At 60.9% G+C, this 13,788-nt stretch carries 9 protein-coding genes; 3 read left to right on the forward strand and 6 right to left on the reverse strand.

Annotated features, from left to right (window positions below):
* The first annotated feature begins 25 nt into the window (after positions 1–25).
* A complete protein-coding gene (gene tssK / locus U4Z31_RS14600) occupies positions 26–1,372 on the forward strand; it encodes a type VI secretion system baseplate subunit TssK (protein ID WP_321810695.1) in 1,347 nt (448 codons plus the stop codon).
* A complete protein-coding gene (gene icmH, locus U4Z31_RS14605; protein WP_044845934.1) occupies positions 1,369–2,151 on the forward strand; it encodes a type IVB secretion system protein IcmH/DotU in 783 nt (260 codons plus the stop codon). Before tssK ends, icmH begins: the two co-directional genes overlap by 4 nt.
* A gap of 187 nt (positions 2,152–2,338) precedes the next feature.
* On the opposite strand, the gene U4Z31_RS14610 is transcribed toward icmH, so the two are convergent.
* The 3 genes from U4Z31_RS14610 to U4Z31_RS14620 all read right to left on the reverse strand — a co-directional run bounded on the left by U4Z31_RS14610 (position 2,339) and on the right by U4Z31_RS14620 (position 4,129).
* Positions 2,339–2,656 carry a hypothetical protein gene (locus U4Z31_RS14610; RefSeq protein ID WP_321810696.1) on the reverse strand — a complete coding sequence of 106 codons (318 nt, stop codon included), beginning with the start codon at positions 2,654–2,656 and terminating at the stop codon, positions 2,339–2,341.
* A gap of 173 nt (positions 2,657–2,829) precedes the next feature.
* Entirely contained in the window at positions 2,830–3,360 is a 531-nt protein-coding gene (locus tag U4Z31_RS14615; RefSeq protein WP_321810697.1) for a hypothetical protein, read from the reverse strand.
* A gap of 238 nt (positions 3,361–3,598) precedes the next feature.
* Positions 3,599–4,129, reverse strand: coding sequence for an imm11 family protein (locus tag U4Z31_RS14620; RefSeq protein WP_321810698.1), 531 nt, complete (start codon positions 4,127–4,129; stop codon positions 3,599–3,601).
* Between the two features lie 662 nt (positions 4,130–4,791).
* Here U4Z31_RS14620 and U4Z31_RS14625 point away from each other — a divergent pair.
* Entirely contained in the window at positions 4,792–5,106 is a 315-nt protein-coding gene (locus tag U4Z31_RS14625) for a hypothetical protein (protein ID WP_321801722.1), read from the forward strand.
* A 58-nt stretch (positions 5,107–5,164) separates the two neighbouring features.
* Here U4Z31_RS14625 and U4Z31_RS14630 read toward each other — a convergent pair whose 3' ends face one another.
* The 3 genes from U4Z31_RS14630 to U4Z31_RS14640 form a co-directional block, all read right to left on the reverse strand.
* Complete coding sequence (locus U4Z31_RS14630) at positions 5,165–5,524, reverse strand: SMI1/KNR4 family protein (RefSeq protein ID WP_321801720.1); 360 nt, start codon at positions 5,522–5,524, stop codon at positions 5,165–5,167.
* 71 nt (positions 5,525–5,595) lie between these two features.
* Positions 5,596–10,239 carry an RHS repeat-associated core domain-containing protein gene (locus U4Z31_RS14635; RefSeq protein ID WP_321810699.1) on the reverse strand — a complete coding sequence of 1,548 codons (4,644 nt, stop codon included), beginning with the start codon at positions 10,237–10,239 and terminating at the stop codon, positions 5,596–5,598.
* A 50-nt stretch (positions 10,240–10,289) separates the two neighbouring features.
* The gene (locus tag U4Z31_RS14640; RefSeq protein ID WP_321810700.1) at positions 10,290–13,469 is read right to left on the reverse strand and encodes a type VI secretion system Vgr family protein; all 3,180 of its coding nucleotides are present in this window, start codon (positions 13,467–13,469) and stop codon (positions 10,290–10,292) included.
* Positions 13,470–13,788: the final 319 nt, after the last annotated feature.

Consider the following 13,788-nt stretch of genomic DNA (forward strand, 5'->3'; position numbering starts at 1 on the left):
CAACGCGACATTAACCGGATTTGACATGAGTTATTCGGCCAAGGTGCTGTGGGGGGAAGGGCTGTTCCTCCGGCCTCAACACTTTCAGCGGCAGGACGCGTATCACGAGGCGCGCCTGTTCGAATCCATCCAGGCGATCCAGCCGTACAACTGGGGCGTGCGCTCGGTGCGCATCGACCGCGATGCGCTCGGCAGCAACGTGCTGCGCGTGGCCGAGCTCGCGCTCGTGTTCCCGGACGGCGCGCTTTATGCCGCGCCGCAGGCCGACGACCTGCCGCCGCCGATCGCGCTCGACACGCTGCCGGAAGGCATCAACGAATTCGTGTTCTACCTCGCGCTGCACCCGCTGCGCGAGAACGGCACCAACTACAGCGACGATCCCGCCGCCGGCTTCATCACGCGCTTCGTCAGCGAGCAGACGAGCGTCGCCGACAACTTCACCGACGCCGCCGAAGCCGACATCACGTTTCTGAAGACGCAGGTCAAGCTGATCGCGCACAGCGAGCCGCGCGACCAGCTGCTGTCGGTGCCGCTCGTGCGCGTGCGCCGCACCGCGACGTCCGGCTTCGAGATGGACGACAACTTCGTGCCGCCGTGCCTCGCGATCGACGCGTCGCCGATCCTGCACCAACGGCTGCGCCAGCTCGTCGACGCGCTGCAGGCGAAGGTGAACGCGCTGTACGGTTTTCACCGCGAACCGTCGAAGAACATCATCGAATTCCGCTCGGGCGACATCGCGTCGTTCTGGCTGCTGCACACGGCGAACGCCGCGTTCGCGACGCTCGCGCACCTGCACCAGCACGCGGCGCTGCATCCGGAGCGGCTGTTCCAGGAACTGCTGCGCCTCGCGGGGCAGCTGATGACGTTCTCGAAGGGCTACACGCTCGCCGACCTGCCCGTGTATCGCCATGACGATCCGGGCCCGAGCTTTGCGCGTCTCGACCTGATGCTGCGCGAGCTGCTCGACACCGTGATCTCGACGCGCTACTTCGCGATCACGCTCGACGAGGTGCGTCCGTCGTTCCACCTCGGCCGCCTCGATTCGGGCAAGATCGACGACAAGACCGAGTTCTATCTCGCGGTGTCAGCGGACATGCCGAACGTCGAGCTCATCGATGCGGTGCCGGCGCGCTTCAAGGTCGGCGCGCCCGACGACGTCGACAAGCTCGTGCTGTCGGCAATGCCCGGCGTGCGGCTGTCGTACATGCCGCAGGTGCCGCCCGCGATTCCGGTGCGGCCCGGTGCATGCTATTTCCAGCTCGACTCGCGCGGCGCGTTGTACGAGCGCATGCTGCAGGCCCAGTCCGCGATGATCTACGCGCCGACTGGCATCAATGACCTGAAATTCGAACTGATCGCGGTCACATCATGAGCTACGCGCCTTCCCTGTTCGGCGACAACGCGCCGGCCCCGCTGCATACCCCGGCGTCGACCGACGCCGCGTTCCAGGCCCGTTCGCTGCTCGACCTGCTGTACGACGGGTTCTTCATGCTGTTCCTGCTCAAGAACGGCCGCGAGCCGGACAGCGCGAGCGAGTTCAGCACGAAGATCCAGGAGTTTCTGGCGGATTTCGAGCGTGGCGCGAAGAAGCTGAACATCCCGGCCGAGGACGTGTATGGCGCGAAGTTCGCGTATTGCGCGGCGGTCGATGAAATGGTGCTGTCGTCGCAGTTCAAGATCCGCACCGACTGGGAACGCCGGCCGCTGCAGCTCGTGCTGTTCGGCGAGCAGCTCGCGGGGGAGAAGTTCTTTCAGTATCTCGAGGAATGTCGCGCGCAAGGCGCGGCGCGGTTGCAGTCGCTCGAGGTGTTTCATATGTGCCTGCTGCTCGGGTTCCAGGGCAAGTATCTGCTCGAGGGGCCGGAGAAGCTCGCGTATCTGACCGCGCGGCTGGGGGATGAGATCGCGCATATGAAGGGCAAGCGGGCGGCGTTTGCGCCGCATTGGCCGCTGCCGGATCAGATCGCGCATCGGCTGAAGCGGGAGGTGCCGGTTTGGGCGATCGGGGCGGTGTTTGCGCTGGTGGCCCTGCTCGGGTATCTCGGGCTCAATACCTATCTCAAGGACAAGACGCTGCAGGCGTTGGCGCCTTATTCGCAGGTGATCAAGGTCGGGCCGGAGTCGGCGAATTTGACGATTTCGTTGCCTTGAGGGGCAGGCTTCGTTCGGATGTTGACGCTTCGTGAAGAAAGGACCGCTCGGCGGTCCTTTTTTACTGTGGTGCGTGGGGCGCGTCGTCGTGCGTCGTGCGTCGTGCGTCGTGCGTCGTGCGTCGTGCGTCGTGCGTCGTGCGTCGTGCGTCGTGCGTCGTGCGTCGTGCGTCGTGCGTCGTGCGTCGTCAGAGCAGAATGAATTCCCCGTTGTCGACGTAGAACACGAACGCGTCGAACAATTGCGCGACGCTCGGTTCGTCGACCTGGTCATGCGCATTGATCACGATGTCCTCGATCGTCGCGCTATTCAGCGTGACGCGCCAGCCGGGTTGCGGTGCGGTAGCGGGCGGCGTGGCGGCTTCGGGGTCGTTGGCGTCTTCGGTGAATGCGCCCTCTGTATCGAGCGTCCAGGGCATCGGCGGCAGGCAGAGCCAACCGGAAAAATCGCCGGGATGTTCGAGAATGTGTTTCAGCGACGCGGTGGTCGCGGTGATGGTCGACATGGGTATTGCGGTGGTAACGGGACTGGAGTCAATACGCCCGAGCCAAGATGCGGCGGTTGCACAAGCGTGTCTGCGCAGCGGCGCTCGTGTCGAGCAAGGCGTGATTATGCCAAGTTCGTATGCGCGGGGTTGGCGCTGTGGCGGCTGTCGGTCAGTTGGCTCATGTAATACCGTCATTCGGGACCACGTCTAGTTTCCCGCGTCGGACTGCCCTTCAGGGTTGGTAGCGGACCGTTTCGTAGATCTTGGCCATGCCCTGCTTCGGCGGCGCGCTCGTTCGCGGCCAATCCGGACGAGAAGATCACGCAGGTCCAGCCCTTGCCACAGACCTTGCTGGTGACGAGATCGAGACGATGCGCGTAGAGTTCGTCTTGATTGAAGATCGTGTGCATATAGCGCGAAGCAAGCGCCGGATACTTGCCGTTCAGCATGAACGGTGCAAATTCCGGCTTCGTGTACTGGGCGGGCTTGTCGTCGACCTGGCTCTCGTACAGGTACTGCGCCGTACCTTCGGAAGAAGGTGCGACCTTGGTTCGCAGCACCTGAACGACGACGTCCAGATTCAGTACCTCGAATGCGGATTTGTCGGCTTCGATACTAACTCCTCGGCCATCGGTGCCCTGGAGCGGATCGTTTGCCGTGATCCGCCAATCTGCCGGAAGCTGGAAACTCAAACCATTGGCTTTGAAGAGCTTCGGATGCATCAGATCAGGGGCCGCTGCAGCTCTCGGCCAGAAATCGTCGGCATATGACGCTGTTACGAACGACAAGAGGATAAAAATTACGGAACGGATCGCATAATAACCATATCAAGTCACATCCTGGCCAATCCCAGTCTGACTCCGCCAAGACTACTTGCGAGTTGCTTCGCCTCGCCCCAACTATCGAACCCAATGGCCGAATGTGCGCTCTGCTCCGGGGGAGCAGTCGGTCAGTTTGGCATCAACCGGCCGGCGGGATACCCGTTGTGAACCTGACTCCCTTCTTCGTGGCACGCAATACAGCGTCAGCCAGTTGATCCCCCACGACAATGTATGTCGGAGAGTCGTATTGCCGGCCAATACCATTGGCAGAGAAATCGGAGCGCAAGACCATCTTTTTGAAGCCGACTTTGGCATCAGGGAATCCCGATATTTTCACCACTATCGGCTCAGAAGCGTCGTGATCGACCACGTCAACTTTCCTCATCGGATTGAGAAGAAAGTATGAGCCACCGATAGCCTCTCCATTCGATTTAATAACTGCCGGAATGAACTGTACGTCGCCGTCAATCGCCAGCTCCTCAATCGCAATACGCACCGCTTCGCTTACGAGCGGAATCAAGATGTCCGACCAGATGACGCCGTAATCTTGAATCTTTGAAAGACCCTTTTTGGGAAGCTCGAATACCAATGGATCAGATCTTACGAGGCGAGTTGCCGCCTGCAACTCGAAGCGATCCACGCCATTTTTTACCTCATCGTAGAGCGCCATCCGACTTTCCGGATAGTCCGCCTCTGTGGTCCAGATTTTCGTCATATTTCCTCACTCAGTTTGGACACGCCCATGATCGATGGTTCTTGTTGAGCATACGGTTCCCTGCTTTCAGCTCGGCCCGCTCTCGTGCAATGATTCCGCGCAGAGCCTGGTCATACTGTTTCTGGCCCCAACCCTGCTGCTTTCCTATCGTCACGTCATTGTTGATTTCTCATTCATCTGCGAGATCTTCTCGCAGTCATCGGCGTATGGGCGTTTCGTGATGCGTATCGATCCACCGCATCGGGGTCGGCGCATATTGATAGAGGTTATCGCCACCCGCAAGATCGATCGAATCCTTTGATACGATTCGCGCTTGCAAGGCTAATTTCTGAGAACAAAAAAAAGTATCCACGACCTTGCCATTCGATTTCAAATTTCTCAACCGTACGAATTCAGGCGTCGAAAATCATCCACCCATCTTCAACTCCTCCAGTTTGTGACCGGCATATTCACACGCCTCGGCCGACAAAATAACCTCCGCACCATCTTTTGTATTTCTAAAGCCATCGTCACTTCCCCGCCCGATCTATCACTCACGAGCGTTTCGAATTTTTGACGTTCCTTGAGACCATTGAGCGTCCCGAGGAATACCTCACACTCTTTCAAATCAAAGATGAATGAAATTCCACCAAATTCCCGCAACACTGCCAACATCGCTGCCCTTTATTTTCAACACCTGCCCCCCGAAACTACAGCGGGTTCTTCGTACGATGCCCGCGGCCTTCGAAATTCGCGCAATCATCTCCCCGCTTCGCCCCACGCCTTATACGACGCCGTTCGATCGTGTGTGTCAAAATTCGATGAAAATTGCTGCCTCAGGTGGGTCAATTTTGCGTGGACATCAACAGCTGGTCCACAATGCAGGTTTCCACGCTAGTCAGAAGGTTCGCGTTCATTTCGAACACGGCAAGCTCACCATCACCGCCACCTGAACGCCGAGTTTCAACTCATCACACAAACAACAAGGGCCGCTCTCGCGGCCCTTTTTATCTATACCCGTGACTCAAAATACCATATCAAGAAATCATTAAATGTAGCCCAGCGAGCCGGGATCTTCCCATTTATGAAATCGTTTAAAACCGAAATATCGAGATCGTAGACAGCACCATCATCCTTACTGTACAGGTACATACCTTCGCTTTCATCCGACGTTAAAGCCAGATACTGCTCCGGAATACCGTAGCGATCCCTAACATAATCCGTTTGGTCCGGAATTGCGGGAATAGATGGCCCCTCGATATCAAGCAACTCAGCAACAGGTCGCGAACTTATAAAGCCACCCTGATACTTGAGGTAGAACTGCCCAAAATCAGTATCCGAAGCAACGCCCAGATCTTGAAGTGCCCTCATGGCTGCTTTCGGATCACCTCTGGCGACGTCACCGGTAGATCCAGCCAGATACTGATCGACTGTTGATGGAATCACAGATTACACCCTCCATTTTTTGATGCATTTGCCTCTGCCGCGCGATCCTGCCAGTATTGCTTTCGATCAATGTCAAAGGCATCGCGATCAACGGGGAAATCAGGATTCTTTTGATTTCCATACGGATGCAATGCCTCGCGACCTGCGCCCCTGGCAGCCCTATGTGTGCTGGTTGTTACTTCGAACAAGGGACCGGTTGATTGTTGACGAGAATGGTGCAATTGAATCTGCTGAGGCACGCCGTCTTTCATCATAAATGGCGCACCACCTTCCATTGCTCGTTGCAAATTGGTTTTCCCTCGATGCTCCATATCCCAATCAATATCCTGCTGAAAAACAGTGTACGTGAGACCTGTACCTTTCTTACACGGCCCCCAGCTCCCTTTCTTGAAGCGACTCAAACCCAGCGGATCGATCCACTCTACAGGGTTGAGCGCGTATTGATAGACATTGATACCTCCCGCGAGACCGATCGGGTCCTTGCTAATAAACCGGCCACTACTCGGATCATAGTACCGATACCGGTTGTAATGCAGCCCCGTCTCGTCATCTCCCTGCTGCCCCTGAAACCGCAGCGGATTCCTCGCCGTGATCCCAGCTGCCTTCGACGCTCGCGCAATGACCTCCCGCGCTTCGCCCCACGCCTTATATGACGCTTCCCACACGACGTCGCCGTCGTCATCCGTCAGCAACTGCGGCGTCCCGATCTGATCGCAGTGGTAATAGAACAGCGCCGCGTCACCCCGCCGCTCCGGCATCTTCTGAAGCGGATCATCCTCCGGCACGTAGCGGTCGGTACTCTTCCACTCCGGCGTCGAGATTCCCTCAACCGGTTCCGCCACATACTGCGCCAGCGGCACAAACGTTCCCGGCTCGTACAGATAGTGCGTGCCGCGCTCGCCATCGCTCTCGTACGCCAGCGTGTCGCCATCCCACCCGAACACTATCCGCTCGCCGTTCACCTCCTTCGCAATACGACGACCGAACGCATCATAGAAATACCGTGACTGACTCTGCCGCGACGCCTCCGCAACCCGCGCCGACAGCAAGCGATTGAACTCATCCCACTCGTATTCCTGCTCCCCCGCCGGCGTGCGCTTGAGCACCAGATTCCCGCGCGCGTCGTACTCGAAGTGCATCCCCGCATACGCCTTCAGCAGATTGCCCAACACCTTCGGCACCTCGACCGGCAACGTGCTTTCCGGCCGCACCGGGCTCGACCGGTAGACCGGTGTTTCGGTGGACCGCACCGGATCGATGACGTTGCTCGCCGGGTCGAACGCAAACCGCTCCTTCGCGACCGGACTGATCGCCTCGATCAGCCGCCCGACCGGATCGTATCGATAGTCCGTCCCGCCCTTGCGACTATCCTCGATCCGCGACAACTGCCCGACCGCGTCATAGCGATACCGCCGCTCGGCGAGCGGCGCGGGCGAGGTCGACCGCTGGATCGTCTGCTGCAGCACGCGTCCTGCCGGGTCGTAATGCGTGCGCTGTCCGACCTTGCTCGACAACATGCGTACCGTCTCGCGATGCAGGTCATCGCGCTCGAATTGCACACGCTCGTCGCCATCGAGCAGCATCCCGTGCACATGCCCCGAGCCATACATCAGCCAGTCAACCGCATGCCCATCCGGCCGCACGGTACGTCGTCGGTTGCCGAGCTCGTCGTATTCGTGGTGCCAGACGTAGCTACGCCGCTCGCCGAACAAATCGTACGCGTGATGTTCGCGCACCAGATTGCCGACCGGATCGAAGAAGAACTGCACGCGGCTGTACCGGTTCACCGCGTCGATCAGCCTGCCGCTCCGGTCGTAGGCAAACCGTTCCTCGCTTTCCCCCGCCACACGCTTCATCAGGCGACCGTTTGCGTCGACGTCGATCGACGTCACGCAACCCGCTTCATCAACCGAAACAAGGCTGCCGCTGTCCGGGTCGTATTGATAACGCGTCGACTTGCCGTCAAAACCGATTTCCTCGATCAACCGCCCTGCCGGATCGTAGTGGAACTGGTACGTCGCAAGGTTCGCATCGGTCAGCGCGGTCAAGCGGCCGAGACGGTCGTAGCGATACGCAATCGTCTGCCCGAGCGCATCCGCGCGGCTCGCAATACGACCCGCTGCATCGTAGCCGTATCGGGTCGATCGATTGAGTTGATCCGTATGCCGCAACAACCGGCCTTCAGCATCGTATTGCACGTGCTCGACACCGGCCGGCGAACGCGTCTCCGTCAATTGGCCGTTCGGGCCATAACCATAGGCAACCACGCCACCGGACGCGTCCTTTGTCTCGATCACGCGGCCGATATCGTCGTACCGCCACTCCGTCTTCTTTCCGGAGCAGTCCGTGTAGCTCGTCAATTGCCCGGCGTCGTTGTATCCAAGCGCCTTCGAGCCGCCCTTCGCATCGGTGATCTGCGTAGGCAACCCCTTGTCGTTGTAGGCGTACTTCGTCGCATGCTCGAGCGGATCGATTTCCTCGACGAGATTGCCCGCATCGTCGTACTTGCGCTGCCACACATGCCCGTTCGGATCGACGAGCCGGATCATCTGATCCTTGTCGTCGTACGCCATCTCGACGATGCTGCCGTCCGCGCGCTCGTGCCATGTCCGGTTGCCACGTGCGTCATAACGCATCTGCTCGATGCTGCCGTCCTGCAGAATGTGCAGCGTCAGATTGTTATGCTCGTCGCGCCGGAACCATTCCTCGCTGCCGTCCGGATAGGCGATTCGATAAACGTATCCCTTGATGTTGAAGTAGTAGCGTGACGTCTGACCGAGCGCATCGGTCACGTAGGTCAGCCGAATGTTCGGATGCCATGCAAGGCGGATATCGAGGCTACCGTCGTCCGCGTACTCGCGCACGCATTTCGCGTTCGCGTTGTCTTCAGCGTCCGCGCCGTCCCATTCGAGCGTCATCCCGCGGCCAGTGCGATCGGTATAGCGCGTCACGAGATGACGGTGGTACTGATAGCTCCACGCGTTGCCGTACCGGTCGGTTGCGCGCACGAGATCGCCTGCTTCGTCATAGGCGTAACTCGCAAGCGTACGGCGCTTTCCATCGTCGAGCACCTGCTCGATCATCACGATCCGGCCTTGCTTGTCGTGCTCGAACGACAGCACATTGCCGCTCGCATCGATCAGGCGTGCCACGCGGTCGAGCGCGTCGTAATCGAGCGTGATCGCATTGCCCGCACGATCCTTCTGCATCGCCAGCCGGAACGCATTGCCGCGCCGTTCATACACGTGAAGCTCGTCGTGGCCGTATGCAATCGCGACCCACGTCTCGTCCAGACGCGTCAGCGTCAGGTTTTCCGCGAGATCGTCATGCACACCTCCGGCTGCAAGCGCGCGATATTCGATGCTGCGCCCGCTGGCATCGCGAAAGAACCATGTATCGCCCTCGACATCGATGCGCGTCGTATACGGCGTGAGCCACCGCGCGCCAAGTTCCCCGTTGTCGTATGCGGAAAGGCGCGACCGGTACGTGCGCGCCCAGACGAGCGGCAGTGCGCCGGGCAGTTCAAAGTCCGTGTGAGTGAAAGTCTCATCGCCGAAAGCAAAATCGATCGACCCGGTCGACGCGCCAATTCCGCAACTTTTACAAGGACTCTGGCCGGCACCTTCCGCATGCGCCTGCTGTCCGATCGCACCCGCCGGCTCCTGAGGACGATCGTGCTGCGCGCGCCCCTTGCCGCCGGGCGGCACGTCGGCGGTCTTTTCGTGAAGCTTCCCGCGTGCGCGCACCCTTGCCACGGCCTCGATCACTTGCGCGATCAGCCACAGCATCTTGCCTTCTTCGCTGCCGTTCAGATCGCGGATCGCCTTCGCGACTTTCGGCGCCTCGTCCTTCAGGAACGCGACGATATCGCGGAACGGTTGCAGCCACGAGTCCGGAGCAAGCTTCGCAGCGGTCCCGACCGTCGCGTTCCCGGCTTCCTTCCCCAACGCGATCGAACCTTCGTAACCGTACTCGATCGCATCAACCACCAGCATCGGGTTGTACCAGGATCGCTTGTCCATCTTCCGGGCGATCTGCGCAGTACGCCGCACGTTGGCGCTGCTGTCGAAAATTTGCCCTTTGAGGGCGAGTTCCAGCCCGGTAGCAATACCGAGCATCAACTCCTGCGCCTTATGCGCGCAGTCGTTCAGCAGTTCGACAAGAACGTCCTGCAGGGTCTTCAGGAAGTTCTCGATTTCGGTCGCGGCCGCGGCGTTGACATGCGTGACGAGCACCGAAATGAGCGCCGCGCCGAGATTGCCGCGAGACACCAGCAATTGATTGCGCACGAGCGCCAGCAGCGGCCGTGCCGACAGTCGAAACGATGCCAGCGGCGGCGGAACCGGAATGACGCCGATCAGGTTGATCGCAAGCCCAAGGTAATCGAGCAGATTGGCGTGGCGCTTCTCGACGATCATCACGATGTCGCACACCGCATCGTAAAACGCCATCAGGTTGCCGATGATCGGCACCGCGCTTGCGAAGGTCTTGAGATCCTCGAACGAAATGTGATTGCCGCTGATCTTGAGCAGCCACTTGTTGAAACGGTCGCCGCCCGCCGCTACGTCTTTCGGCGAAATATCGCTGAGCCAGGAAACGGCCTGTTCCTTCTCGGCGCCCGGTGGAAGTTGTTGTGCCATGTCGTTGTTCGTTCAATTCGTTTTTTCAAGACGGCTGACGAGCCGCCCTCTCAGGATTTCAGCGGTCCGCCGAACCCGCTCGTCGGAAGCTTCATGCCGGTCGCACCGGCGGCCGACGCCACCGTCGTAGCGCCCTTTCCGGCGATCCCGGCGACACCAGGTAGCGCGCCCTGCAGCGCACCGGATGCCGCCTTCGCAGCCGGCGTGGCCAGCGCCGCGAGCCCGCCTTGGCGAGCTGCCTGCACCATCCCGGCCACCTGCTTCGCGGCACTGCCCAGGCTCGATGCCGTCTGTAGCGCGGAAACAGCGCCTGCCCCACCCAGCGCACTTGCGGCAGCCGGCAATGCGGAACTCGCCAGTCCGCCCAATGCAGCACCGGCTCCACCTCCGCTCGCAAGCCCCATCGCAGCCGTCGTCGCCGCAGGCGCCATCCCCTTCAACTGGCTCGCGAGCTGGTCCGTCGCCGCGGCTTGCGCCGCCTGCGGCGACGGCTCGACGGGTTCGACCGGCCACTGCGCCTGCTTGAAGTAATTTGCGGGTTGAGCCGACTCGCGCGGATCCTTCCCGAACTCGACACGCACCGCACCCGGCGGCAAACCGCTCACCGCCGTATAGCCGCTGTTGTCGAGCGCCCCTTTCTTCAGCACGGCGCCGTTCACGTCTCTCACCGTGAACAGCCCGCCCTTCACCGCCTCGCCGTTCACGTACTTGTGAAACAGCTCCAACTGCCCCGGCTGATCCGGCCGCGGGCTCGGCAGCGGATAACCCATGCTCGCCGGGCCCGCGAACGTATGCGACGCGCCCTTCACATCGACCGCACCCGGCGTATGAATCTCGATGTTGCCGTCCTTGATGCGGATGTACCCGCCGCCACTCGTCAGCAGAATCCCCTGGTCGGCCGCGATCTCGATCCGGTCGGTTGCGGACACAACCTTCACCGCCTTCTGCGCGGTCACCTCGACGTTGTCCGACTGCGCCTGGATCTCGACCTTGCCCTTGCCGGCGAACAGCTTCATCCCCGCGTTCTGAACGAACAGGCTCAGCTTCTGCCCGATGCTGCCGATCAGCGACTTGCCTGCGGCGACGTGCACGCTCTGTCCGCTCGCGACGTTCACGTGATCGTTCGCGACCACGTGCAGCGACTGCTGTGTCGACATCCCGATCCCCGACGGGCTGCCGAACAGCATCACCGGCTCCTTGAACGCATTCGCGCTGCCCGTGCCGCCGCCTGCCGTGCGTCCGCCGGACGCGTTGCCCGACGCGCTGTCCAGCGTCGCGTCGGTGAACGCGCGCATCGTGTCGTGGGCTTCCTTGAGGCTTTCCGCCTGATGCTGCTCGCTCACGCCCGACATCGCCTCGACCAGGCTTTCGCCCGTCACCAGTTGCTGCTGCGCTTCCTTCACGTCGAGCGGCTGGCTGTTCGGCGCCTTCGGGTGCGTGGTCACGTACAGGCCCTGACTCGCCCGCACCGCGCCATACGCATCCGAACGCAGATCGAAGCCACTGCCCAGATACGACCCGCGCGAATTGCCGTTCTGGTCGATCAGGTAGCCGAGATGCAGCAGGCTGTTCGCGCTGCTGCTCATCAGCTGCACGCGGTTCTGCCCGGTCGCGTCGTCCATCACGAGGTGGTTGTAGCCACTGCCCGAATACTCTTTCGATCGATACCCGGACAGAATCCCGTCGCTATGCCACTGCGGCTGGTTCGCGCCGTTGTACACGCGCCCGACTGCCAAAGGCCGGTCGCAATCGCCACCCACGTAGTCGATCAGCACTTCCTCGCCGATGCGCGGCACGTGCACGCCACCGTAGCCGCCGCCGGTATCCGACTGCACGACGCGCACCCAGCACGACGCGTTCTCGTTGCCCGGGTTCAGACGATCCCATACGAACTGCACACGAATCCGGTTCAGCTCATCTGTATAGACTTCCTCGCCCTGCGGCCCGACGACGATGGCCGTCTCGAGATGCATCTTCGGCTTCTCGTGCTCGAACGGGCTGCGATACGGCACGCTCACGCGCTGCGCTTCGACCTCGACGAGATAGAAGCCGACCGAGCCGTCGTCGTGCGGCACGCGGAACGCGGCGTCGGCACCGTAGCCCTCCTGCGCTTGCGTCAACGTGTCGCGCAGGCTGTACGGAAAATCCGCGCTACTGCTCGCGACGGGCAGGTTGTTCTCGATCCACCATTCGACGCCGATCGCCGCGAACTCGCGCTGGTCGGCCGGATCGCGATCGTGTTCGGGATGATCCGCCAGCGTAAAACGACGGCCGGCATCGATCGCGCGCACGCCGCCCGCGCCGTGGAAGCGCTTCGCTTGCGACTCCCATTCCTCCATCCGCAGCTTCGTCAGATGGTCGCCGCGCGTCTGCTCCAGATACGTGTACGCACCGGTGTACTCGTAGACTTCGAGCTGGTCGGGCAATTCGCCCTGGCCGCCCATCGTCGGCAGCGTCGTGCCCTTCGGGTTCGACGGTTGCGACGGATTCTTGTAGTCGAACGTGCGCGTCGTCCGGGTCACGCTCTGCAGCATGCGCGAGCCCGACCATTGCGTGAACGCGTCGGCTTCGCTCGCCGCGCCGCCCCGATAGAAGCGCACGGTCTCCGGCGACAGCGGCGCGAACGCCTGCAGGTTGTCGGTGATCACGAGCGTATGCGACTTGCCGTCGTCGGCCTGCTGCCATGTGCTGTAGAGGCCTTCGCTCTCCATCAGCCGATGCACGAAATGCCAGTCGGTATCGTGCTGACGCGTGTATGAACGGCTCGGCAGCGGTTTCGACAGCGCGAAGCGGAAATGCCCCTGCGCCTGCGGATGCTGGTTCAGCACGTCGCTGATGATCTGGTCGACGGTCGTGTCGTTCCAGAGCCGCTGGTCTCGGCGAAACTTCAGGAAATGGGTGAAATCGGCGAACGTGAGCTGATAGGTCGTGAGCCCGCCGTCGGCGCCGAGGCGGCGCGCGGTGTGCACGTACCCGTTGATCGGCCGGTAGCTGCGATCGCCTTGCTGGATCCACAACGTGACCGGCTGCGCGATCAGCTTTTTAAGCTCCAGATCGCTGTCAGTCGACAGCACATCGAGCGTGAATTCGTACGCGCGCCCGATGCGCGACCGGCCGACGGCCCGCTGCACGGTCAGCACGTTGGCGCCCAATGGCGTATCGAGCTTCAGCAGCCGGTCCTGCTGAAGCAACCCGCCGCGCAATGCGGCAACAGTGTTCTGCATGTTCATGGCAACGGCCTTTTCTTCTTTTGACGCGCCCTCGGATGGCGCGTGATGCGATTTTCGCTCGCGCGATTTTACAGACAAATTACTAGCCGACTCGGAAAATGACCTGATTTAAAAGAGTATTTTTAATCGTTGGTCCGAACGTCCACGGCGAACCTTTCTAACGCTCGTCCAGCGCTCACGTGCCACGTCGTCACACAGCGCTGCCACCCCGCCGCCCGCTGAAATCGATTGCAATCAGGGCCAATTCGACTTCCGGCGCCGCCCGGTTGCGAGTAGTGTCTACGTGCCCGTCATTCGGCCCGGCCTGGGCACGATCGAT

Origin of the sequence: Burkholderia sp. BCC1985, from assembly GCF_905339915.1 — a bacterium.
In the GTDB taxonomy this organism is placed as follows: Bacteria; Pseudomonadota; Gammaproteobacteria; order Burkholderiales; family Burkholderiaceae; genus Burkholderia.

What these genes read in the sequence shown, in the direction of transcription:
- U4Z31_RS14630 (WP_321801720.1), bottom strand. Translation starts at nt 5,524, where the DNA reads ATGAGGGCACTTCAAGATCTGGGCGTTGCTTCGGATACTGATTTTGGG.
- U4Z31_RS14610 (WP_321810696.1), bottom strand. Translation starts at nt 2,656, where the DNA reads ATGTCGACCATCACCGCGACCACCGCGTCGCTGAAACACATTCTCGAA.
- U4Z31_RS14615 (WP_321810697.1), bottom strand. Translation starts at nt 3,360, where the DNA reads ATGCATCCGAAGCTCTTCAAAGCCAATGGTTTGAGTTTCCAGCTTCCG.
- U4Z31_RS14625 (WP_321801722.1), top strand. Translation starts at nt 4,792, where the DNA reads ATGAAATTCCACCAAATTCCCGCAACACTGCCAACATCGCTGCCCTTT.
- U4Z31_RS14620 (WP_321810698.1), bottom strand. Translation starts at nt 4,129, where the DNA reads ATGGCGCTCTACGATGAGGTAAAAAATGGCGTGGATCGCTTCGAGTTG.
- U4Z31_RS14640 (WP_321810700.1), bottom strand. Translation starts at nt 13,469, where the DNA reads ATGAACATGCAGAACACTGTTGCCGCATTGCGCGGCGGGTTGCTTCAG.
- icmH (WP_044845934.1), top strand. Translation starts at nt 1,369, where the DNA reads ATGAGCTACGCGCCTTCCCTGTTCGGCGACAACGCGCCGGCCCCGCTG.
- U4Z31_RS14635 (WP_321810699.1), bottom strand. Translation starts at nt 10,239, where the DNA reads ATGGCACAACAACTTCCACCGGGCGCCGAGAAGGAACAGGCCGTTTCC.
- tssK (WP_321810695.1), top strand. Translation starts at nt 26, where the DNA reads ATGAGTTATTCGGCCAAGGTGCTGTGGGGGGAAGGGCTGTTCCTCCGG.